Genomic DNA, 22,806 nt, shown 5'->3' with positions numbered 1-22,806 from the left:
AGGTTTTACGAAGTAAAACCTACTTCGTAAGCGTGGACTTAGGTTTTACGAAGTAAAACCTACTTCGTAAGCGTGGACTTAGGTTTTACGAAGTAAAACCTACTTCGTAAGCGTGGACTTACTCCCGCTGATTCACGATTATAGTTGCGACATCCGCCGCTTGGGCGATGGTCACGAATATAGTGTATATTATGCCTATGCGTACTTTTGTGTGACAATCGCCTACTTACTTGCGCGCTTGCAGCCGCTTCAGCTCCGATGCGATAATCGTTGCGGAATTAGGCATAGCAAACGTCTTCGACGCCTCAGCCATTTGTTTCATGAGCTTATCGTCCCTCAGCAGCTTCTGAATGCGGTTCAGCAGCGCTGAACCTGTTAGATCCTTCTCCAGAATCATCTCGGCCGCTCCCGCGTCAACGAGKCTGCKAGCGTTCGCTTCCTGGTGGTTATTGGTTACGTTAGGCGAAGGAATTAAGATAGACGGCAGGCCAAGTGCTGTCATCTCCGCCAGCGATGATGCGCCAGAGCGGCTTACGACAATCGTCGCATCCATTAGCACCTCTGCCATATTGTTCAGGTACGGCACAAGTTTTACATTAGCAACACCGCCTGGACTAGCTTCTTCAATGCGGCTCGAAGTCGAAGCATAATAACTGTCCCCGGTCACGAAGACGAAATAAACGTCCGGTATTTGCCCAAGCTGAGGTGCCATCTCGACCATCGCCTCGTTAAGCGCCTTAGCCCCGCGGCTGCCTCCTACAACGAGCACGAAGCGGCTGCGAGGCGGAATGCCTAGCGAAGCCTTGCCTTTGCCTGCTGTCGCTCGTAGTACGTTCGTTGCGCACGGGTTGCCCGTATACAGTGTCTTCTTCGCCTTYGGGAACAGCTTCTCCGATTGCTTGAAGCTAACGCCGATCGTGCTCGCGTAACGAGACAGAAATTGATTCGTTAAGCCGGGAATCGCATTCTGCTCGTGAACGAGCGTCGGAATGCCCAGCTTCGCCGCAGCATACACGACGGGTCCGCATACATAACCGCCCGTTCCGACAACGACATCCGGCTTGAACTTTCGCAGCAGCGCCTTAGAGCGTCTGACGCCTTTTAAGAACCGCAGCACCGTCTTCACATTATCGAGTGACAGCTTGCGGCGAAAGCCTGTAATCTCTATCGCTTCAAAAGGAATTCCTTGCCCTGGTACGATGCGGCTCTCCATTCCTTTGTTCGTTCCGATATAAAGCAGCTGCGTGTCCGGATTGTCCTGCTGCATTTGCTTGCCGATTGCGACAGCCGGATAAATATGGCCGCCGGTACCTCCTCCGGTCAATACGATACGCATATGAACCTTCACCTCGAATAACGGGATATATTAAGTAAAATGCCAAGCGCGGTTAGCAGCAGCGTCAGCGATGATCCCCCATAGCTGATAAGCGGGAGCGTAATGCCTGTTACCGGCATCATCCCGATGACTACGCCAATATTGATCAACACTTGAACGCCGACGATGCCCGTAATGCCGACAGCGAGCAGGCTGCCAAACGTATCCGGAGCCGAGATCGCCGCGCGCATGCCGCGCCATATGAGCACAAGGAATAATAAGATTAAAGCAGCGCCGCCAATGAAGCCCAGCTCCTCGGCAACGATGGAAAATATAAAGTCGGTCTGCGGTTCAGGCAAGTAGCTGTATTTCTGACGGCTCATTCCAAGTCCGAGGCCGACCAAACCTCCCGGTCCAATCGCATAGAGGGACTGAATGATCTGATAGCCGCCTCCAAGCGGATCAGCCCATGGATCGAGAAAGCTCGTAATCCGCTGCAGCCGGTAAGGAGCAGCTAGGATCAGACCTACGAAACCAACTACACCTAGCATGGCAAGTCCGCCCAAATGCGCCATTCGGGCACCAGCCGTAAAAATAAGAATGATCGATGCGCCTAACATAACCGTTCCTGAGCCGAGATCAGGCTGCAACATGATAAGTCCGAACGCAAGACCTACGAGGCCAAGCGGCGGCATAAGCCCTTTCGTGAACTGCGTAATCGTCTGCTGCTTCTCCGACAGCCACTTGGCAAGAAACAAGACCATCGCCAGCTTCATGAACTCAGACGGCTGGATGCCGAACGAGCTAATGCCCAGCCAGCTGCGCGCGCCGCCGCGAACGACGCCTACGCCAGGGATTAAGACGATAATGAGCAGACCGAAGCATACGAGAATCGCTGCCGGCGCCCATTTCTTCCACGTCGAATAATGCGTATTCATAGTAAATAGTAACGCACCTACGCCTAGTCCGGCAAACAAAAGCTGGCGTTTGACAAAATAAAAACGATCGCCGTGCTCATGAAAAGCAAGCACGGCGCTCGCGCTGTAAACCATCACAAGCCCGATCGCCAGAATTAGCCCAATCGCTGTCAGCAGCCAAATATCCGGGGCAGAACGCGCTTTAACCATAGCGAACACACCTCTTAGCATGGGAAAGTAGGGACATGCCCCCTACTTACAAGGTATGCGCTGAATCTTTAAAAATGCGCCCTCTCTGCTCGTATGAGGCAAACATATCCCAGCTCGCGCAGGCCGGCGACAACAACACGATGTCACCAGGCTCAGCAAGAGCCGCCGCCTGCTTAACCGCTAGTCGCAGCGTCTGCTCGGCGTCCTCCACAGGTTCGGCGATTTCGACGTTGCCTAAACCTGCCAGCTCGGCAACGCGGGCCAGCTTGCCGCGCGTCTCGCCAAGCGCGACAAGCCCTTTCAACCGATCGCGGAAGATTGGCAGCAGCTCCATGTAGTCGGAGCCGCGGTCAAGCCCGCCCGCAATCAATACAATTTTACCCGGCAGCGATCCGATTGCCATCATTGTTGAAGCAGGATTGGTCGCTTTCGAGTCATTATAATATTTAACGCCGCCGGCCTCGCGTACGTACTCCAACCGATGCTCAACCGCCTTAAACTGCTGCAGGGGCTCTACAAGCCGCTTTATCTCAGCCCCTGCCGCTATGCTTGCAGCAACGGCCGCAAGCGCGTTAGCAACGTTATGACGGCCTGGAATACCTAACTCATCGACTGGTACGACTACGATGGCGTCATTGTCCGACTCCAAGCCTGAGCGGTATACGATCTTCCTAGCCACGGCCTCGCTCGAGGACGCCGCTTTCTCTTCTTCCCGGCTGAACGGAGGCTCCACATATACGCCTGTCTCCAGTCGTTCATATAACGAGAATGGCAGCAGCTTCGCTGCAAGTCCTTCTGAAATTTTGCGGCAAACGGGATCATCCCAATTAAGGACAGCGACGTCCTTGGCCGTCTGATTCGCGAATAACTTCGCTTTCGATGCAATATAATCGTCCATCCCGCCATGGTAGTCAAGGTGCGTCTCCGCCAGATTGAGCAATAGGCCTATATGCGGCCGGAAAGCGATTGTCCCCTTAAGCTGGAAGCTGCTAAGCTCAGCCACAAGCCAATGCTCTGGCGATGCCTCAAGCGCAGCCTCGCAGAGCGGACGGCCGATGTTGCCGGCGATAATCGGCGAAAGGCCTGCTGCTGACAGCAGCTCGCCAAGCCATGTCGTCGTCGTCGTCTTGCCGTTGCTGCCGGTAATGCCGATGATCGGCGCGGGTGAAAGCCAATAGGCAGCCTCAACTTCAGTAATAATCTCTACGTTATGCTCCAAAGCCTGCTGAACAGGTGCTGCCGTATATGGAATGCCTGGATTTTTGACTAACAGCGCGGTTTCAGCCGTTACGAGATCGTTCGGATGATAACCGCATAGCACAGAAATGCCCAAAGCAGCCAATTCGTCCGCTTCGGGGCATAATTCACGTTTTTTCATATCGTTAACGACAACCTCGGCGCCGAGGCTATGAAATACTTTGGCGACGCTAACGCCGCTTCTGGCCAAACCGAGTACGACGACCCGTTTACCCTCGTAAGCTGACGGATGATTCATAACAGACAGTCCCTTCTATGGATCATAGCGACGCCTTGTGACTAGGGCGCCGCTGAATCTTCTATGTTTAAATAACGAACAGCAAGCCAAGCGCTGCGAAAACTAGTCCGACAAGCCAGAACACCGTAACGACCTTCCACTCGGACCAACCGACCAGCTCGAAGTGATGATGGATCGGGCTCATCTTGAATATCCGTTTGCCGCGAAGCTTGAAAGAAGCGACCTGCAGGATCACGGACAGCATCTCAAGTACGAATACGCCGCCGATTATAATAAGCAGCAGCTCCGTCTTCGTCAGAATCGCCACTGCTGCGATACCTCCGCCGATGCCAAGCGAGCCCATATCGCCCATGAACACTTTAGCCGGATGTTTATTGAAGACTAGGAAACCGAGCACCGCTCCTACCATAGCCGCGGAGAATACAGCCGATTCATGCGACGATGTCTGCAGAGCAACAATGGTGAACGCGCCGAATGCGATTGCGCTTGTCCCCGCAAGCAAGCCGTCAAGTCCATCCGTGAAGTTCACGGAATTGCTTGCCGCGAACATCATAATGACGACTAGCGGGTAATAAAACCATCCGAGATCGACGCCCCAGCCTGTACCGGGAATGGACACCTCGGTACTATGACCCATRCTGTAGAGCAGCGCGCAGACGATAATCGAGAACAGCAACTGACCGAGCAGCTTCTGCCGAGCCGTCAAGCCGAGCGAGCGTTTGAATACGATTTTAATATAATCATCAAGGAAGCCGACGAGACCGAAACCGAGCGATGCGACAAGCAGCACCCAGAACTCATTCGTCTTATCCGCGAACTTCAGGAAGGCGATCATGAGCGCCACCATAATAATGATGCCGCCCATCGTCGGCGTCCCGCTTTTCTTCAGATGGCTTTGCGGGCCGTCCGTCCGAATTTGCTGGCCGAACTTCATGCGGCGAAGCACGGGAATGAACAATGGTCCTAGCAGAACAGCTAGCAGAAAGGAAGCGCCTATAGAGAATAAGATGACCATCATATCCATTTCCTCACCTCGTTTCTAAAGCTTGGACAATCTGTTCCATCTTCATGCCGCGAGAACCTTTGACGAGCACGATGTCTTCCGGCGCAAGCTGCTCCGCGAGCCAACCTGCAAGCTTTTCCTTATCTTCAAAATGAATGACCGACGCATCGGCGCCGCTTTTCGCAAACTGTGTTCTTGCACCGGCTGACGTATGCTCCGACAACGTTCCGAACGTAAGTACCGCATCCGCCTTGTCAGGCGTTATATACGCGCCTAGATCATAATGGAACTGATTCTCGTCAGGACCTAACTCCAGCATATCGCCAAGCACGATCCATTTACGGCGGAAGCCGTCCAGCTCCGCAATCAAATCGATTGCTGCGCGAGCAGCGGTCGGATTCGCATTGTACGCATCATTCAGCATAATAGCGCCGTTGAACGCTCGTACCGGCTGAATACGCATCCCTGTCAGCTTAATCGCGCTTAAGCCTTCTACAATGCTTGCAGTCGGAACCCCGAATAACCTGCCAACCGCAATTGCGGCTAGCGCGTTACTGACGTTATGCACGCCCGGAACAGGTACGCGAATGTGCTGCAGCTCGCTTGGTTCCCCATTATATAGAACAGTGAACGTAGAAGCTTCCGGTTCCAGCACGATATCGGTCGCCGACCACTCGTTCCCGCTGCCAAGACCGAACGTACGGCAGCGCAGCCCATCCGGCAACGTCATGCCGCTAAGCTCTGCCTTGAGCAGGGGCTCATCGCCATTGAAGAATAAGACGCTCGTGTCGCCGAGTCCGGCCGTAATTTCCAGCTTGGCCTTGGCAATGCCCTCTCTTGAACCAAGCTGCTGCATATGTGCGTCGCCGACATTCGTAATGATCGCTGCATCGGGCTGAGCGATCTTCGTCAGCAGATCGATTTCACCGAAGCCGCTCATTCCCATCTCCAGCACCGCAGCTTCAATCTCTTCTTCGAACTCGAGAACCGTCATGGGAAGACCGATCTCATTATTCAAGTTGCCTTCCGTCTTATGGACATGGTAGGTCGTACCTAAGATTGCAGCTGTCATATCCTTCGTTGTTGTCTTGCCGTTGCTGCCGGTAATACCAACAACGCGCACGGGCAGCTCGCTGCGGTACGCAGCCGCAAGACGCTGAAGCGCGACAAGCGTATCGCCCACGATAAGCAACGGTACATCTGCCAGCGCTTCCGGCACTTCATGTCCTTTTTTCCACAGCGAGGCGACCGCCCCGTTCTCCACCGCTTGCGCGGCAAAGTCGTGACCGTCGAACTGCTCTCCGATAATCGGCACGTACAGCTTGCCAGCCGAAGGAAGGCGTGAGTCTTTCGTCACGCCATGTATGATCATATCCTTGCTGCTTCCGGCGTATCTTGCTCCAGCCATCTGCGCTATCTGTTCAATCGTTCTTCTAATCAATGTAATAATCTCCTTATCGCGTCTCTCGCTACACTGCGATCATCGAATGGATGCTTGACGCCTTCAATCTCTTGATAGTTTTCATGACCCTTCCCCGCAATCAATACTACATCGCCTGGGCTTGCCATTTCAACCGCTTTTTCAATAGCGGCTTTGCGATCAGCAATTAGTTCGTACTTATTCGAGCCAATCATGGCCTCTCGCAAACCAACCTCTATATCCTTTAATATCATAAAACGATCCTCTGTGCGAGGATTATCTGATGTAACTAGCACATAATCCGAGTAAGCCGCCGCAATCGCCCCCATTATCGGCCGCTTCTTGCGATCTCTAGCTCCTCCGCACCCGAACACGCACAGTACTCGCTTCTCCGCGAACTGGCGGATAGCAAGCAGCACATTCTCAAGTCCATCGGGCGTATGGGCGTAATCCACGATGACGGCGAAGTCCTGACCCGCATGAACGGATTCGATTCGTCCGGGCACGCCCGGAATAGATTCAAGACTAGCTTTAATGCGCGACAGCTCAACACCCTCGATAAGAGCGGCCGATATGGCGGCAAGCGCGTTATATACGTTGAAGCGGCCCGCCATCTGGAGCGAAATGTCGATCTCGCCCCGGAACGTCGCGACATGAAACGTTGTTCTGCTTGCTGTAATGCGAACATTCGAAGCGCGCACATCCGCTTCATGATCAATACCGTAGGTCACGACATCCACCGAAGTCAGCCTCGTGAAATACGCGGAAGCTTCATCATCGGCATTAAGCACCGCATACGTTCGTTCAGATGCATCAGCCGTGAATGTATTGCCCAGCCTGGAGAAGAACAGCCCTTTGGCCGCCGCGTAACTCTCCATCGTCTGATGGTAATCGAGGTGGTCCTGCGTCAGGTTCGTGAATACCGCTGTGCGAAAACGGCAGCCCTTCACCCTGCCTTGGGCTAGCGCGTGCGAGGATACTTCCATCGCACAATAAGCAGTGCCTGCATCTCTCATCTCTGCGAGATAACGATGCAGCTCTATCGAATGGGGTGTCGTGCCTGACACCTCGAAGGCGCGGCCGCCATATCTCCACTCTATCGTACCGATCACGCCCGTCGCTTGCTGCTGGTCCTGCAATATTTGTTCAATCAAATACGTTGTCGTCGTCTTGCCGTTCGTACCTGTAACGCCGATCAGCTTCATTGCTCGGCTTGGATAGCCGTAATAATGATCAGCGATGACGGCTGCCGCATGTCTGCTATCCTTCACGATCAGTTGAGGAATATCGATATCCAGTTCTCTCTCTGCCACGATTGCGCATGCGCCGCGGCGTACTGCCTCTGGCGCGTGCAGATGTCCGTCCGTCTTGCTCCCCGATAAGCAAATGAACAATTGACCGTTCTCCACCTTGCGTGAATCGGAAGCAATGCCGGTTGGCGCTATTTCTCCGTCTCCTATAAGCCTTGCGGTAATGAGCAGCTCAGCTAGTTCGATAATACGCATCCGCAAAAGTCTCCTCCCTCGATGTAACTCGACAGGATTCAATATATGCAGGCGCGCGCCCAATCGTTAATTGATCGGCAGAATAGAGCAAACGCTCGTTAATTACTCGTTAACGATCCGTATAGTATAATCAATGCGAATGGTTTATATCATCCTCGTCGCCCAAATAGATTCGAATCGTCGATCCGCGCTCTACTCTCGTTCCTGCTGCAGGCGCTTGGCGAATGACCGTTCTGCCAGATCCGGCCGACGTCAGGTTGAAGTTCATGTTCATATCCTCGTAAATGTCCGATACCGTTTTGCCTACAAGATTCGGCACAGCGATAATCGGTGTCTCTCCAAGCTTATACGTTTTGTCGATCTGCTTATCTCTACGAGGAACTTCTAGAATCGTTAGCGCGTCCTCCATCATGTTTCTCACGATCGGAGCCGCTACAAGCCCGCCGAACTGAATCCCTTGAGGATTGTCGACCGCAACATAGATAACGATTTGCGGATCGTCAGCCGGAGCGAAGCCGATAAACGATACAATATGCTCATTCGGCGAATAACGTCCGTTAATGACTTTCTGCGCCGTTCCTGTCTTGCCGCCGACGCGATAACCGTCGATGAAGGCGTTGCGGCCCGTACCCTTGGCTACGACGCTCTCCAGCGCTTCCCTTACCTGTCTTGAGGTATCTTCGGATATGACCTGGCGCACAACTTCGGGTTCAATCGTCTGAACGGTCTCGCCCGTGCTCGGATTGATCCATGATTTTGCCACATGCGGCTTATATAGTGTCCCGCCGTTAATTGCCGCCGACACGGCTGCGATTTGTTGAATCGGCGTGACGGATACGCCTTGACCGAATGCGGTCGTCGCAAGCTCTACAGGGCCAACCTGGTTCAGCTTGAACAAAATGCCATTTTCCTCGCCGCCAATATCAATCCCCGTCTTTTGCCCGAAGCCGAAGTTTTTAATATACTCGAACAGCTTCTCTTTGCCAAGACGATTGCCTAACGTGACGAAGCCCGGGTTGCAAGAGTTTTCTACGACCTCAAGGAATGTCTGACTGCCATGGCCGCCCTTCTTCCAGCAGCGAAGTCTAGCGCCGCCGATCTCGATCGCGCCAGGATCGAAGAAGCGCTCATTCGTCAGATTAACCTTCTTCTCTTCCAATGCCGCCGCAAGAGTTATGATCTTGAACGTCGAGCCTGGCTCGTACGTCATCCAGATCGGCAAATTCCGGTTATACACTTCGGATGCAACTTGCTTATAATTCGCCGGCTCATAGGTCGGCCGGCTTGCCATGCCTAGAATTTCACCGTTTTTCGGATCCATTGCGATTGCAATGACGCTGTTGGCTTGCAGCCCGGTCATCGCTTGATCGAGCTCCCGCTCCATCACCGATTGAATGGCCTTGTCAATCGTCAATTGAAGCGTCAAGCCGTCTTTAGGCGGTATGTACGTATCTGAGGAATTAGGCATCTGCCGACCGGCCGCATCAGCAAGAAACGATACATTGCCCGCGACACCGCTCAGCTCCTCGTTGAACTTAGACTCAACGCCAGTAAGCCCTTGGTTGTCGATACCGGTGAAGCCAAGCACATGCGCCGCCAAGCTTCCGAAAGGATAATATCGTTTGTTGTCTTCGGCTACGACGATGCCGGGAATACTCAAATCGCGAATTTGCTGTGCCTTGTCCAGCGTCATCTTGCGGCCGCCCGGCTTCAAGCTTACAATCATCGTTCCCGGCTTCATTTTGTTATACAACGTTTCTTCGGACATATCCAGAAGCGGCGCAAGCGCCGTTGCGGCTGCTTGCCTGTCCTTAATTTGAGCCGGAATGGCAAAAACGGTTGGCGAGCTTATATTATACGCAAGCTGAACGCCGTTTCGGTCCCATATCTCTCCGCGCTTGGACGCATAAGGAATGTTGCGCCTCCAAGAGTCTTCGGCTTTACTGGCCAGCTTCTCGCCCATCCACAGCTGAACATAGCCAAGACGGACACATAATGCAATGAACAATACTCCGGCACACAGGAGCACGATAAATAAGCGTCTTCTCACCGTTACATTTGATACCTTCATTACATGTTCCCCCTTAAGCCCCGCTGATTAAGACGAGCGTACGCTAACGCTCATTCCCAACCTATTCGGGACAAGGGGGTTATAGAACAAGCTTTTGTGCCGCAAAGCCACATGCAGCAAGCTTGCAAGCTACTCCGAGGTAATCGAGTTCGGCTGTTCGCCGCCGCTTTCGTTACCGCTGTTGCCACTATTACTGCTTCCATTATCGTTTGCGCTATCGTTGCTCTCGGATGTACCTTCACCCTCAGCTTCGCCATCGTTGGTTGAATTCGAACTGCTCTGCTCGCCCGAAGAAGGCTCGTCACCTTTTGATTGATCGCCTGTATCCGATTCAGCAGTTCCATTTTCTTCTACGATCGCATCCGCCCCTGTCTGAGGCGCCAATACAATCTTAAGCGACCGCTTGCCGTTCTTCGTCTCTTCCTTCTGCGAAACGACGTAGCCTTGCCCCTCAGGGATAAGCTGAATGCCAAGCAACGTCGTAATCTCTAGCGCATCGCGCAAGGAGAGTCCTGTCATATCCGGCACTTTAAGCTTGTCTCGCTGTTCCGTTAGCAAGTAGACGCGCTGACTCGGGTTAACGACGCTGCCGGCTGCCGGAATTTGCTGCAGAACGGATTTGCCATTGCCAATAATTTCGAACGTAAGGTTTTTCGGTGCCAATGTCGCTTTCGCTTGTGCAAGCAGCAGATCCGTCACCTTAGGCACGACGATCGCAGCTTCCTTCTTAGCTTCTTCCTTAATTAAACTTGTATCCGGCATGATGCCCATATGACGCAAGCTCTTCAGCATAATTTCGCGGAATGCCGGCGCTGCAACAAAACCGCCGCCGACCGTGCTGTCATCTGGCTCGTCGACCACAATATACAAAACGATCTTCGGATTCTCTACCGGCGCGTAGCCGACAAAAGAAACGACGAACTTGTCCTCCGAATATTTGCCGTCGATCGACTTCTCCGCCGTGCCCGTCTTCCCCGCTATCCGATAGCCTTCGATAAACGCTCTTCTGCCCGTACCAATCACTTGGTCGGATACGACCTGCTCCAAATATTCGCCAACCTTGCGCGAGGTCTCCTTCGAGATGACCTGGCGAACGACCTTTGGTTCAAATACGGTCGTTTTATTCGTCGTCGGATCGGTTATGCTCTTAATGATTTGCGGCTGCATCAGCTTGCCGCCATTCGCAACAGCCGCTACGGCAGCCACCTGTTGGATCGGCGTTACCGCAACCCCTTGCCCGATCGCCGYAGTCGCTACCTCAATCGGATACTGCATGTTTATAACGCCCGTTCGCTCGCCGTTAAGCTGGATACCCGTTTTCTGGGCGAAACCGAACTTAGTCAAATAATCGCGCAGCTTCTCCGCACCCAGCTTCTGATAGCCTAGATTGACGAAGGCGACGTTACTGGAATGCTTAAGGCCGTCTAGATAAGAAATCGTCCCCCAGCCGCCGCGTTGAATATCGCGAATCGTATCGCCGTAGATCGTTACGCTGCCCGACTTATACGTTTCGTTCGGATTGAAAACCCCTTCTTCCACCGCGGCTGCAAGCGTCATGATCTTGAACGTCGAGCCCGGTTCGTACAACGATACGACGCCATGATTATTGTAATTGGCATAATTGCTGTCCCAGTACGAGTTCGGATTGAACTCCGGCATATTCGCCATCGCCAGTATCTCCATCGTATTCGGATCCGCGGCGATAGCCGTAATGCTCTTTGGATTGTATTTTGCAACTATTTCGCGCAGAGCTTCCTCCACATAATTCTGAATGTTGCTATCAATCGTCAGGGCAATATTCTGGCCATCCTTCGGCGCTTGGTACTCCACTTCCCCGTCAGACAGTTGGACACGCTTGCCATCCTTCAGGAACTTAATCTCGCCGTTTACGCCTTCCAACTGATCGTTGAAATAAGCCTCTACGCCAGATTTCGCCTTGCCTTCCCTATCTACGAAACCTATTAATTGCGAGGCTAGCAATTGACTAGGATAATACCGTTTCAGCTCATCCATCAAATAAATGCCAACATCATTCACTCCTTTTTTCTTATCCTTTGCCAGTTGCTCTTTCAGTTCGTCGCGCAACGCCTTGACTTGATCCGCCAGCGCTTTATCGATCTTATAGCCCTCCTGCCGCACTTCCCGCTGACTGTAAAATGTACCGTCCTCACGTTTTGCCGTCACGAGCTTACGCAGCTCGGACTCCGGCTTATTCAATATTTTATGTAGACCCGCTATCACTTCTTCTGTAATTCCGGCATCATTGATCGCCTGCGGGTTAACAGCAACCGTGTATGCCCGCGCATCCATCGCGATCACGTTGCCGTCGCGGTCTGTAACCGTCCCGCGCTTCGCTACAAGTGTCTCCTGAGCCGACCAGCGTTGCTTGGCCCTCTCATACCAATCTGCTCCCTCTACGACTTGCACCCAATAGATTCGGCTTATTAAAACGAGAAAAAGGAGGGTCATTATCCCTCCAAATGCCAAAGTCCTCAATTTAATTCTTTTCTTCATCGTTCAACCACCCTATTCACGCATAGCGGATTGTACGCCGTTTTCGTCCACGCCGGTCTTCACCGTAATACCGCTGTCGGTTATGCTTACCATGCCTTGCGTCTCGGCCATCTTGCGAATGCGCTCAGGAGCGCTTAATATCTCGACTTGCTTCTTCAGTTCTTCCATCTCGATATTCAGCGTTTTGTATTCGTTGTTCAGTTGCTTGATTTGAAGGTTCATATCGTAGATTTGCGCGTATCTGGAAATAATGACAAAGGCCACAACAACGCACATCAGGACAGTGAACAAATAGAGCAGCTTCTCTTGCATCGGTATCGTTTTTTTCTTAACCACTACACGTTTCGTTTCTCGGATAGCCTGTTGCTGCTGCTCCGTCTTGCGCTTCGGTTGTAGTGCCAAATTACCATTCACGTACGCCATCTCAAATCCCCCTCTAGCTTACAATTTTTGAGCGACTCTAAGCTTCGCCGACCTTGCCCGCGGATTCATCTCAAGCTCTCTATCGCTTGGTACAATCGGCTTGCGATTCACTAATTTCAGAACGCCTTCATTCCCGCATACGCATAAAGGAAAGTCTGGCGGACATGTGCATTTCTCAACATATTTCGCGAAAATCTGCTTGCAGATACGATCCTCCAGCGAATGGAACGTAATGACCGATGCCCGGCCGCCCGGACTTAAGCATCTAACCGCCTGCTCAAGCGCTTCTTCCTCTGCGCCCAGCTCATCGTTAACCGCTATCCTCAGCGCTTGGAAGGAACGTTTCGCCGGATGACCGCCGGTCCTTCTGGTCGCTGCCGGAATTGCCATCTTAATCAGCTCGGCTAACTCTCCGGTCTTCTCGATCGGAGCCTTTTCTCTTGCCTTCACGATCGATCTGGCAATATTGCGCGCGAACTTCTCTTCGCCGTAACGATCGAGTATACGGGATATGTCCCGCTCCTCCCACGTATTCACAATCTCATGAGCAGTCAAATCTTCTTCGCGATCCATCCGCATATCAAGCGGCGCATCGTGATTGTAGCTGAAACCTCTCTCCGCTTCGTCAAGCTGTGGACTTGAGACGCCAAGATCGAATAGGATGCCGTCGACCTGAGGTATCCCGTCCTTCACTGGCACTCCGCAGCCAAGCAACTGCTGCTCAAGCTCCCGAAAGTTGCTTCTGACGAGCGTTACTTTATCCATATATGGCGCAAGCCTTACGCGAGCGTTATCCAACGCCAGATCGTCTTGGTCGAATGCGATCAAACGTCCTCCGTCACCTAGCCGTGACGCAATTAACTCGCTATGGCCCGCTCCTCCAAGCGTACAATCGACATAAATGCCGTCCGGCTTAATATCGAGGCCATCAACTGCTTCTTCCAATAACACGGTAATATGCTGAAACACGTATCCGCCCTCCTCATCTTGTTGTCATCTCTAGAAGTTGAAATCGAAATCGACGAGCTTCTCCGCAATTTCGTTGAACGCTTGCTCTGATTGCTCATAGTAGCCGTCCCATGTTTGTTTGCTCCATATTTCCACGCGGCCGGACACGCCCAATACCATACATTCCTTGTCCAGCTTCGCGTAATCGCGCAGATGACTGGGTAGGTTTACCCTTCCCTGTTTGTCCAGCTCGCATTCCGTTGCACCGGAGAAGAAAAACCGGGTGAACGCACGAGCATCCGCTTTCATTAGCGGCAATGATTTAAGTTTCTCTTCCAGTACGGCCCACTCGCTCATCGGGTAGACGAACAAGCAGTTATCGAGACCGCGGGTAGCGATAAAGGTGGAACCGAGTGAATCGCGGAACTTTGCTGGGATAATAATGCGGCCTTTTTCATCGATGCTATGTTGAAACTCCCCCATAAACATAAGTCCGCTCCACCCCTCCCCACAAACTCTCCACTTTCCMCCACTTTTCCCCACTAAGATAAACTAGTTCGCCACCTAAAATAAAAATCCTGCTCTGTGAGCAGGATTTTTGCTAAATTGTTCAGTTTTAGTTATAGAGTCACGAATAGGACTAAATTAACTTAGGAACTAGTACCTATATCCCATATTCGTCAAKAAAGGAATATTTTCGACATCCCGATAAATTCGCGCCCTTACTCCCTTGATCGTCTACAAGGCAGGAGGCAAATGGTCGTCATCTGCCGGCGGATTGTTGCTGCCGCCGCTCGCCCGTCCCCGTTTCTTCTTCATGAACCATATGATCGGAGCGGCAATAATGGCGAGAAGAAGAAGTACGGGGATCGCTCCTGCGATGAATACAAGCAGCAGCTTCAATCCGTCAATTACCGTTTCGGCACTGCCCGTCAGCGCATCCGACATTTTGGCGCCAAGCCCCTTTTTCTCCCCGCTGGCTGTGTATAAGCTTTGATCCGTTTGGTAGAGACGGAGCTCTATAGTGGAATATGCCACATTATGATCCAGATAACGAAGCCGGCCTTTCAATACTTCGATTTCTTCCTGCACGGCGGACAGCTGATCCGAGAACTTAAGCAGATCATCGGCTTTCGTTGCCTGCTCCATCATGACAAGCAGCCTAGACTCCACCAATTGCTTCGCCTTCAGTCTTGATTCCGTATCGACATACTGCTCCGAGACATCCTTGCCGTTCACATTCGTTTCGAAGTGGCTATGCTTAATCTCACCGATCCGATCAATGAACGGCATGAAGCCGTCCGCGGGCACTTTAATCGTATACGTCGAACCAACCTCTCCGCTTTGCTTCGTGTCCTGGAACTGCAAGATATACGAACCGCTCTGATGAATGGCGTTCTTAAGCGCAGTTTTCGCTGCCTCTATCTCTTCTACCTCCATCGTCAGCGCCGCCGAATAAATAATCTTTTGGCTGTTTCCGTCTTCTTGAGCCGCTGCCCCACCAGCAAAGCCGATTCCGGACTGTACTGCTTCGCCGTCGGAATCGCCACCATCTTCCATAGGAGCTTTTGCAACTTCATCTGAGAAGATCATATCCCCACTGGCGGCGATCCCTTCTTCTGATGCTCCGTTGCCATCAGACTTCTGACTGCTGCTGTTCATATCGGCGGATGAGCAAGCCGTGAGCAGCATTAGCATAATGACCGCCAAAGGTGTGAACCAGCGCAAACCCTTTCTTATTCTCAGTACCATTGAAACTCCCCCTTGCTTATTTTTCCATACTGACGTGTAATGGCGGCAAAAGGTTTCCACGCTGGCACGTTAACCGCTTGAAACGCAAAAAAAGCCGCCGGGTTGCCCCGACGACCGTCTTGCCCTATCATCTATTCTTCTTTCCAGCTGTCCAGATACGCCTTCTGCTGTTCGCTCAGCGTATCAATGCTGAAGCCTAGCGATTCCAGCTTCAAACGCGCAACTTGCTCATCCAGCACGTAAGGAACCTTTTCCACATGATTGCCAAGATCCTTGTATTGCTCGTTCACATAACGAAGCGACAATGCTTGAAGCGCAAATGTCATATCCATAATTTCCGCAGGGTGGCCGTCGCCAGCCGCAAGATTCACGAGTCGTCCTTCGGCAAGCAGATAGATGCTGCGTCCGTCCTTCAACTTATATTCTTCGATATTTTTACGAACGGTACGAATGCTGCTCGATAGCGCCGCAAGTTCCGGTTTGTTCACTTCTACGTCGAAATGTCCGGCATTGGACAAGATTGCGCCGTTCTTCATTACTTCGTAATGCTCGCCGCGAATAACATCACGGTTGCCTGTTACGGTAACGAATATTTCGCCGACTTTAGCCGCTTCACTCATTGGCATAACAGCGAAACCGTCCATGTAAGCCTCGACCGCCTTAATGGCATCGATTTCCGTTACAACGACGTTCGCGCCAAGTCCCTTTGCACGCATTGCAACGCCTTTGCCGCACCAGCCGTAGCCGACAACAACAACCGTCTTGCCAGCAACAACGAGGTTCGTCGTACGATTGATGCCATCAAACACCGATTGGCCTGTGCCGTAACGATTGTCGAACAAATGCTTGCAATATGCGTCATTAACCGCCACCATCGGGAATGCGAGCGAGCCGTCCTTCTCCATGGCCTTCAAACGAATGATGCCTGTCGTCGTTTCTTCCGCGCCGCCGCGCAGATTAACAGCGAGATCCTTGCGCTCGGAATGAAGAATCGTTGCCAAGTCGCCGCCGTCGTCAATAATGAGATCCGGTTTTGATTCCAGCGCCTTAATGTTGAGCGCCTTGAACTCCTCAGCAGACGGATTGTATTTAGCGAATACCGTAATTCCGTCCTCCACAAGCGCTGCGCACACATCGTCCTGTGTCGAGAGCGGGTTGCTGCCCGTAATCGTAACTTCCGCACCGCCGGCTTGAACGACTTTGGCCAAGTAAGCCGTCTTCGCTTCAAGATGAAGCGCGATCGTTACTTTCAGCCCTTTGAAAGGTTGGTCCTTCTCGAACTGCTCGCGAATGCGGTTTAGCACCGGCATATGGGCGCTGACCCAATCGATTTTGAGATGGCCTTCCGGCGCTAAAGATATATCCGTAATAATGCTTTTGTCTACAGTGCTCATTTCGTTTCGTCAGCCTCCAGTATTATAGATATACGATTTCATGACCGCCTGAACGGCTATAAGGCGCTTCAAGCAATTTATCCAACCAAATAAGACCGTATCTATTCCAATAGATTACCATGTTAAGCACGCGTTCTTGCGGCTTACCCGCCGGCTTAATGGACAAGCCGATCCGGTCTAATTGCCTAATAGACGCTTCGAACTGTTTATTGAACGTATCCACCGTCTTCGAGCCCATATATTCAATCTGCTCTACGATTTTCTGCATATTCGTGTCACCTAGCTTCGCAAGCGATGGAGCTACTGATGTCGCCAGATCAAGCAGCGGCTTATATAGTTCAATGAACGCTTGCTTCGCGCTATCGAACTGCCCTTCAATCGAGAGACCGTCCTGCTGCTTCAGCCACTCCGCTTTCCGATCCTCGAACTGCTCCATCACATCGGCGAAGCTCAACTCATACTTCTGCATATGCTTCGCGACCGTTCCCTCAATTAAAGTAAACGACATGCGCGGAACGATAATCGGCATCTCCATGCCGAGCGTACGGAATGCACCGCCGGTCAACGCCCAATAGGCGATCTCGCCTGGGCCAAGTACCGTCGCAAGCACCGGGAACAGAAAATCCTGCATAATCGGACGCGTCAATACGTTATTGCTGAATTGCTCTGGACGGCTCTCTGCAAGCTGCAGCAGCTCATCCTTCGTCAGCGATATCGATTGCTTGCGATCTTGGAACGAGCCGCCATGCTTATGCAGCAGCGTACGCTCATCCCCCTTATCCGCTTGGAAAAGGAACAGGTTCGCACTGCCCGCTACAACATCGGCCTGCAGCGAATAACCCAGCGCCGTTACTTGATCAGCAGCAGCCGCATACGCCTGCTCCAGCTCATCGTTTCTCTCGATTATTTGCTTGAATAGAGGAGCTTCAACCTGGCGCAGCGCCGGGTCGTCGGCATCCAGTAGCACAAGTCCCTCGTTGCCGAACAGACGGCTAAGAATTGCAGCGAACATATCCGACAACGACCCCGAATGTTGCGCCATTTCGCGCAGCTCTTCAACGATCGGTCCCTTGAACTCGGAATACGGCAACGCTGCCTCAAGCTCTTGCAGCAGCTGCTCCCATACCTCTTCCGTGATTGTCGTCCGGCTTACACAGGTGCGAGCCCCTTCCGGTCTTGCCAAGCTCAGCTTGCGCAGCTCCTGCTCCGCAGTCAGCACATAAGCATGATTCGCTTCATCCCAATCATGATCTTCGCCGGCAATCCAGAACACGGGCACAATCTTTCTTCCCAGCTGCGCGCTCGCCGACTTGGCGGCGCCGATAATAGATACAGCTTTATGTATAACGAGAAGCGGCCCTGTCCAAAGTCCAGCCTGTTGGCCGCCTATGACGACCGGCGCCCCTTCCGCAATAGCGGCAATATTCGAAGCGGTCTCTGAAGACGGCTTCAACCCCGCCTGATAAGCCGTTAATACGTTGGCAACATCCGTCGCATTCGCTCTTACATTGGCGCTTGCAGCAAGTCTATCGAGCCTCGAGGCCCAGTCCTGCTCATTTCCGGGATGATAGCCGTACAAATCATGAACACGTTCATCTGTCCGATATATGAATGCTTCTGTCAAAGGCTGAGCACTCGTCAGCTTATACGTTTCGTTATTCATAGCGCAGCCAAAACCCTCCTAATTGCTTGTCGTCCGTGCTCCAATTGTACACAAAGGATAAGCCGCCCGTCAAAACAAAAACGCCTCGCGCGCCAGCGAGGCAACTTACGCATTTATATTTTGAAAAAAGCTTGCCCCAGTCCAATGAACATGAGCAGGATATACACTAGTGCCATAGAGAAGAAGCCAAGCCTCCAGATGGTGCGAAAAATTTTTTTCGCGTCAACAACTCCGCGCTTGCGGAATTGCGCATTTCCAAGCAAACCCGCTCCAAGAACCATGACGAGAAGAATTCCGTAAAGCCCGAAGCTGCTCCCGAACTGCTTGTCGAACAATACGGCAACGATGCCGATTAGAAAAACCGTCGTTACGTCCATAGCGAGCCGTACCGCCTTCTTTGTATCCTTCGCATAAATCTTATACGCGAAAAAGACGATGATGAAAGGAATGACCGGGAGTATCGCTAAATAACCGTATATATGTACARTACTATTCCATATCGTATCCATCCTAGCTCTCTCCTTTCGGAATCGTCCTTGCCTGCATCGCTCCAATCATCGCAATGACGGCTAGGTTCAGCGGCGCATCTACTCCTTGCCGCTTTGCAAGCTCCACGATGCCGCCGTTAATGGCATCGATCTCCGTCGCCCGCCCTGCTCTCACGTCGCTTAACATGGAAGATACATTCCCGCTAGTCCGGCTGCACACATCAAGCACACGTTGCCAGCCTTCTTTTATTGGCTTCATTCCCGCCTTCATCAGAACCTGCTCCGATTCCTCATAAAGTGCCCGCATGAGCAATTCACGCTGCGGCTGGAGCGGCAAGTCGCCATTCTTAACGTCGAATATGGATGTGAGCGGATTAATGACGGCATTTACCAGCAGTTTATTATAGATCCGATCCAGCATCTCTTCGGAATCATTCGACAGAAAAGCGGTAAATCCTGCCGTTTGAAGCGCATTCAGCAACATTTTTTGCTCATTTACGCGACTATTATCCCATTTGCTCCTGTTCTCATCTACGGCCCCGAACCAGAGCTCTCCTTCGCCCGTATGGCTTACGGCACGCAAGTCCAATCGTCTGGCGCCTGCCGATATGACTGCGGCATAGAGCGGCACCTCAGGGAGCGTCTGATAAAGCTTCTGCATATGCCCAATTCCGTTCTGCAGAGCAAGTACGGCTGTGAAACCTTGTCGTTCGCGAGCCGCTCCGGCAAGTGATGCAATATGTGAGAGCAGCACATCGTTCAGATGCGTTTGCTTCACTGTGACAATGATCCATCTCGAAGCGTGCCCGTCGTCCGTGGAAGTGTCTGCATCGGTATTCTCAATCCAGTTGCTCTCTATATTTACGACCTGCTCCGTTCCATCTAGCCGATGAAGCAGCAGTCCCTGCTTTGCTATCCGATCTGCTTGTTCCCCCGACCTTGTCCATATCGTCACTTTGGCGCCCGCTGCGGCGAGCATCGCGCTTATTAATAGTCCAATGGAGCCCGCTCCGACGACATGTATATGCACGTTAATGCCCCTTCCGAAATTCCAAAATTCCCCTCTACCGCTTCCGTTACATGGTAACAAACGTCCCGGCAACRAGCAAGAGGCTTGCCGCTATTCGCTCGGCAAGCCTCTTCCCAGGTCCATCCTATAAACTTATTCGATACGTTCCAAATTGCCGTTCGCGTCCATCTTGAAACGCGGTTTAGCTTCTTCTTCATTCGTCAATACAGTCAATCGCCTAGCGCGGTCCATAATTTGAATCAATGTCTTGTAATCGTCATTGACCGCACGGTAATCATGTTGGACGTTATTAACCTCGCGAGACAATCTCTCATTCTCGTCCCGTAGACGATATAACTCTTCGTCCCTGTCTTTCAGTTCTTTCTCAAACAGCTTGATTTGACGCGATAAATCCTGATAGGTCGTCTTCCAGCCGCGCAAAAAACGAATAACTGCGTCTACCGACAAACCTTCTTCCATAGAAACGGTATCGCGTCCAAGACCTAGACTGCGCTCCTCCGTCTCATATACCGCTAGCGATGATACATGCGGCGTTGCCACTATCGTTTGTTTCTTCAAATAATTGCGCTTCTGGCGCTGCTGTTTCGCAATTTGAATCGCTTCCTCGTATTTCTTGCGAACACAGCTGTTCCAGCGGAATCCGCATGCTGCGGAAGTGCGCCCGATACGCTCGCCTACTTCTTCAAATGCTGCGAGCTGGGTACTACCCTCTCGAATATGGCGTAGTGTAACCTCGGCGAGAATTAAATCATCGTCCGGACTCCACGCATCTTGTCTGACTGCTGTCATGCAACCATAACCTCCTAACGTAAAGGCGCTTACTTATCTCTATGCCCTTGGTAGAGTTCATAGAATCTAWTGGATACTAATTTGTATAACCATTTTTTCAAACAATCATACATGTTTGCCGCCATATTGGTGCAAACTAAAGACAGACCGAAGGCTTCGGACAAAAAGTTTGCGATTTCGTCACGCTTGAAGGTTTACACTCCTTTGGGCAAACGTTATAATGATTCTAGAAAATCGGGTCTTAGCGGAAGGGGGATGTTATCATGGCGCGCATGTATCGAGTACTTGGTTTTTGGACCTTGGTAATCGGACTAATGGCTTTCGCAGGCCACATGACGGAGTTTGCGTTATTGTTTTTCGCTCAAGCCGTCGCTTTTGTCTTTTTGGGGTACTTGAATTTCTCCGAGAAAACTTACATAGTGATGTTCTGGGGATATATGGTCATTGCTTTTGTAGGCTTCACGTATTGGTCCGTATTCAAAATGGATCTACCTTTCTAACCAACAAAAGAGAACACAAGCGTAAACGGCTATGCTGCCCTCTGGCGGCGTAAGCTGCCGTTTCGCGGATGAAATATAAGCTTAGTATAAGAGTACAATTTTATACTTTCTTATATTTGAACGAAGAACGACGCCTTCCATATGGACAGGCGTCGTTCTTTTATTATTTTTCAAGCACCAGCACCTTGAACGCTTCACTCATCTGATCGCTAAGCAGCAATTGCCTCACCGCTCTATTCATTCGAGCCTCGGCGCTGAACGGATCGCGTCCGTCATGCTGCTGCAGAACCTCCATAATTCCGTTATCGAGCAGAAATTGTTTTTGAGTCGCATAATAAACCGTCCGCCACCCTTGACGTTCAGCGGCATCCCGTATTTGCGTGTAATTAACATGCGAAGTGATGTCCTGCTCGCCGGGAAAAAGAAGCGGATTATCGCTGGCTTGATGTTTCCGATAACAGAGCAGCGTTCCGTTCATGCGGTGCTCTGACGCATACTCCTGCGCCTCATGACCATAATCGATCACGACAAGCCTTCCTCGCTTAAGTTGTCTTCCCAGCTTGCCCAGCCAAGCCTCGGCGTTCAAATTTACCTCTGTTATCTGTCCCTCGCGAAGCTTTATGCCGCTCCGAGCGAGCGACTGCTCAATACGTTCGTCCGTAAGCGACATTCGAACATAACGAAAGCCATTCACCTCGTTACAAGCAACACCAAGCTCAACGAGCTCTCCTCCATATAGCTGCACGCGATGAACGGGAAAGGCGTCCAGCAGCTCATTAGCCAGAACCATGCTCCATCCGCTCCATTCATCCATAGCCCATGCCTGAGGAGAGGAGAGAATGCTTATTTGCCGTGCGCCAGCTTCCGCCAATTGCAGCTCTGCTGCAGCTGCCGCCGCTTCCCGGTGCACTGGATTATCATCCACGAGTACGTGACTCACCTGATGAGCCCATTCCGCATCGAAGGATCTGCATGCGCTCACTAGTTGAGTTGACAACCGCCCGGTCCCGGCTCCCCATTCCACAAGCTGAAACGGCGGGTCTCCAAGCTCGCGCCTGTAGTTCACCGCATAGGCCGCCAGTGACCTTGCCATAACGCTTCCAACTGCTGAGCTTGTATAAAAGTCCCCTTCCTTGCCGATCCGAACAGCCCCGCTTCGATAGTAGCCATACATCTCGTCATAGAGGCAGCTATTCATATACTCGCGGAAGCTTATGCAAGGCATCGTTCGTCGTATACCGCCTTCATCCGTAATCCAGCCTTGTAAGGCTGATTGGTATATGTTCTGCTCAATTCGACGTTTCAGTTCGTTATCGCTCATTGTATGTTTCATCCTTTTCCAGATGTAAGATATAATAGAATTGATTGC

19 protein-coding genes are annotated in these 22,806 nt (G+C 51.7%); 1 reads left to right on the top strand and 18 read right to left on the bottom strand.

The features are described from left to right. Nucleotides 1–226: 226 nt before the first annotated feature. The 17 genes from murG to AB4Z33_RS21840 all read right to left on the bottom strand — a co-directional run bounded on the left by murG (nucleotide 227) and on the right by AB4Z33_RS21840 (nucleotide 20,937). A complete protein-coding gene (murG, locus tag AB4Z33_RS21920) occupies nucleotides 227–1,336 on the bottom strand; it encodes an undecaprenyldiphospho-muramoylpentapeptide beta-N-acetylglucosaminyltransferase (RefSeq protein WP_442051926.1) in 1,110 nt (369 codons plus the stop codon). Between the two features lie 8 nt (nucleotides 1,337–1,344). Beyond that, nucleotides 1,345–2,442, bottom strand: a complete 1,098-nt coding sequence (gene spoVE / locus AB4Z33_RS21915) for a stage V sporulation protein E (protein ID WP_442051925.1) — start codon at nucleotides 2,440–2,442, stop codon at nucleotides 1,345–1,347. A gap of 46 nt (nucleotides 2,443–2,488) precedes the next feature. Continuing rightward, complete coding sequence (gene murD, locus AB4Z33_RS21910) at nucleotides 2,489–3,937, bottom strand: UDP-N-acetylmuramoyl-L-alanine--D-glutamate ligase (RefSeq protein ID WP_442051924.1); 1,449 nt, start codon at nucleotides 3,935–3,937, stop codon at nucleotides 2,489–2,491. A gap of 67 nt (nucleotides 3,938–4,004) precedes the next feature. After that, nucleotides 4,005–4,961 (bottom strand): phospho-N-acetylmuramoyl-pentapeptide-transferase, encoded by a 957-nt coding sequence (gene mraY / locus AB4Z33_RS21905; protein WP_442051923.1) that lies wholly within the window; start codon nucleotides 4,959–4,961, stop codon nucleotides 4,005–4,007. Nucleotides 4,962–4,965: 4 nt separating this feature from the next. Then, nucleotides 4,966–6,381, bottom strand: a complete 1,416-nt coding sequence (locus AB4Z33_RS21900) for a UDP-N-acetylmuramoyl-tripeptide--D-alanyl-D-alanine ligase (RefSeq protein WP_442051922.1) — start codon at nucleotides 6,379–6,381, stop codon at nucleotides 4,966–4,968. Further along, a complete protein-coding gene (locus AB4Z33_RS21895) occupies nucleotides 6,378–7,865 on the bottom strand; it encodes a UDP-N-acetylmuramoyl-L-alanyl-D-glutamate--2,6-diaminopimelate ligase (RefSeq protein ID WP_442051921.1) in 1,488 nt (495 codons plus the stop codon). The genes AB4Z33_RS21900 and AB4Z33_RS21895 overlap by 4 nt, the downstream gene beginning before the upstream one ends. A 130-nt stretch (nucleotides 7,866–7,995) precedes the next feature. Beyond that, nucleotides 7,996–9,936, bottom strand: a complete 1,941-nt coding sequence (locus AB4Z33_RS21890) for a stage V sporulation protein D (protein ID WP_442051920.1) — start codon at nucleotides 9,934–9,936, stop codon at nucleotides 7,996–7,998. 129 nt (nucleotides 9,937–10,065) lie between these two features. Then, on the bottom strand, nucleotides 10,066–12,405 hold the full coding sequence (locus AB4Z33_RS21885) for a penicillin-binding protein (protein ID WP_442051919.1): 2,340 nt from the start codon (nucleotides 12,403–12,405) through the stop codon (nucleotides 10,066–10,068). Between the two features lie 57 nt (nucleotides 12,406–12,462). Continuing rightward, nucleotides 12,463–12,873, bottom strand: coding sequence for a cell division protein FtsL (ftsL, locus tag AB4Z33_RS21880; RefSeq protein ID WP_442051918.1), 411 nt, complete (start codon nucleotides 12,871–12,873; stop codon nucleotides 12,463–12,465). Between the two features lie 18 nt (nucleotides 12,874–12,891). Next, a complete protein-coding gene (gene rsmH, locus AB4Z33_RS21875; RefSeq protein WP_442051917.1) occupies nucleotides 12,892–13,842 on the bottom strand; it encodes a 16S rRNA (cytosine(1402)-N(4))-methyltransferase RsmH in 951 nt (316 codons plus the stop codon). Between the two features lie 30 nt (nucleotides 13,843–13,872). Next, nucleotides 13,873–14,310, bottom strand: a complete 438-nt coding sequence (mraZ, locus tag AB4Z33_RS21870; RefSeq protein ID WP_442051916.1) for a division/cell wall cluster transcriptional repressor MraZ — start codon at nucleotides 14,308–14,310, stop codon at nucleotides 13,873–13,875. 249 nt (nucleotides 14,311–14,559) lie between these two features. Then, a complete protein-coding gene (locus AB4Z33_RS21865; RefSeq protein WP_442051915.1) occupies nucleotides 14,560–15,573 on the bottom strand; it encodes a DUF4349 domain-containing protein in 1,014 nt (337 codons plus the stop codon). A gap of 131 nt (nucleotides 15,574–15,704) precedes the next feature. Beyond that, entirely contained in the window at nucleotides 15,705–16,967 is a 1,263-nt protein-coding gene (locus tag AB4Z33_RS21860; RefSeq protein WP_442051914.1) for an adenosylhomocysteinase, read from the bottom strand. 22 nt (nucleotides 16,968–16,989) lie between these two features. Further along, complete coding sequence (gene bshC, locus AB4Z33_RS21855) at nucleotides 16,990–18,630, bottom strand: bacillithiol biosynthesis cysteine-adding enzyme BshC (RefSeq protein ID WP_442051913.1); 1,641 nt, start codon at nucleotides 18,628–18,630, stop codon at nucleotides 16,990–16,992. A gap of 113 nt (nucleotides 18,631–18,743) precedes the next feature. Beyond that, on the bottom strand, nucleotides 18,744–19,139 hold the full coding sequence (locus AB4Z33_RS21850; RefSeq protein ID WP_442051912.1) for a DUF3397 domain-containing protein: 396 nt from the start codon (nucleotides 19,137–19,139) through the stop codon (nucleotides 18,744–18,746). A gap of 1 nt (nucleotide 19,140) precedes the next feature. Further along, nucleotides 19,141–20,148, bottom strand: coding sequence for a ketopantoate reductase family protein (locus tag AB4Z33_RS21845; protein WP_442051911.1), 1,008 nt, complete (start codon nucleotides 20,146–20,148; stop codon nucleotides 19,141–19,143). A 132-nt stretch (nucleotides 20,149–20,280) separates the two neighbouring features. Further along, nucleotides 20,281–20,937 (bottom strand): RsfA family transcriptional regulator, encoded by a 657-nt coding sequence (locus AB4Z33_RS21840; protein ID WP_442051910.1) that lies wholly within the window; start codon nucleotides 20,935–20,937, stop codon nucleotides 20,281–20,283. A 263-nt stretch (nucleotides 20,938–21,200) separates the two neighbouring features. Here AB4Z33_RS21840 and AB4Z33_RS21835 point away from each other — a divergent pair, with 263 nt between their 5' ends. Then, nucleotides 21,201–21,437 carry a DUF2626 domain-containing protein gene (locus tag AB4Z33_RS21835; RefSeq protein WP_337098605.1) on the top strand — a complete coding sequence of 79 codons (237 nt, stop codon included), beginning with the start codon at nucleotides 21,201–21,203 and terminating at the stop codon, nucleotides 21,435–21,437. A 163-nt stretch (nucleotides 21,438–21,600) separates the two neighbouring features. On the opposite strand, the gene AB4Z33_RS21830 is transcribed toward AB4Z33_RS21835, so the two are convergent. After that, entirely contained in the window at nucleotides 21,601–22,758 is a 1,158-nt protein-coding gene (locus tag AB4Z33_RS21830) for a class I SAM-dependent methyltransferase (protein ID WP_442051909.1), read from the bottom strand. Between the last annotated feature and the right edge of the window lie 48 nt (nucleotides 22,759–22,806).

This window comes from Paenibacillus sp. 2TAB19 (assembly GCF_052115185.1).
In the GTDB taxonomy this organism is placed as follows: Bacteria; Bacillota; Bacilli; order Paenibacillales; family Paenibacillaceae; genus Pristimantibacillus.
This window is presented reverse-complemented; position numbering and strand designations above follow the sequence as displayed.

Bases quoted from the DNA above. Each gene is read 5' to 3' on its own strand.
- spoVE (WP_442051925.1), bottom strand. From the start codon at position 2,442: ATGGTTAAAGCGCGTTCTGCCCCGGATATTTGGCTGCTGACAGCGATT.
- murD (WP_442051924.1), bottom strand. From the start codon at position 3,937: ATGAATCATCCGTCAGCTTACGAGGGTAAACGGGTCGTCGTACTCGGT.
- AB4Z33_RS21895 (WP_442051921.1), bottom strand. From the start codon at position 7,865: ATGCGTATTATCGAACTAGCTGAGCTGCTCATTACCGCAAGGCTTATA.
- AB4Z33_RS21890 (WP_442051920.1), bottom strand. From the start codon at position 9,936: ATGAAGGTATCAAATGTAACGGTGAGAAGACGCTTATTTATCGTGCTC.
- ftsL (WP_442051918.1), bottom strand. From the start codon at position 12,873: ATGGCGTACGTGAATGGTAATTTGGCACTACAACCGAAGCGCAAGACG.
- mraZ (WP_442051916.1), bottom strand. From the start codon at position 14,310: ATGTTTATGGGGGAGTTTCAACATAGCATCGATGAAAAAGGCCGCATT.
- AB4Z33_RS21865 (WP_442051915.1), bottom strand. From the start codon at position 15,573: ATGGTACTGAGAATAAGAAAGGGTTTGCGCTGGTTCACACCTTTGGCG.
- AB4Z33_RS21860 (WP_442051914.1), bottom strand. From the start codon at position 16,967: ATGAGCACTGTAGACAAAAGCATTATTACGGATATATCTTTAGCGCCG.
- bshC (WP_442051913.1), bottom strand. From the start codon at position 18,630: ATGAATAACGAAACGTATAAGCTGACGAGTGCTCAGCCTTTGACAGAA.
- AB4Z33_RS21840 (WP_442051910.1), bottom strand. From the start codon at position 20,937: ATGACAGCAGTCAGACAAGATGCGTGGAGTCCGGACGATGATTTAATT.
- AB4Z33_RS21835 (WP_337098605.1), top strand. From the start codon at position 21,201: ATGGCGCGCATGTATCGAGTACTTGGTTTTTGGACCTTGGTAATCGGA.
- AB4Z33_RS21830 (WP_442051909.1), bottom strand. From the start codon at position 22,758: ATGAGCGATAACGAACTGAAACGTCGAATTGAGCAGAACATATACCAA.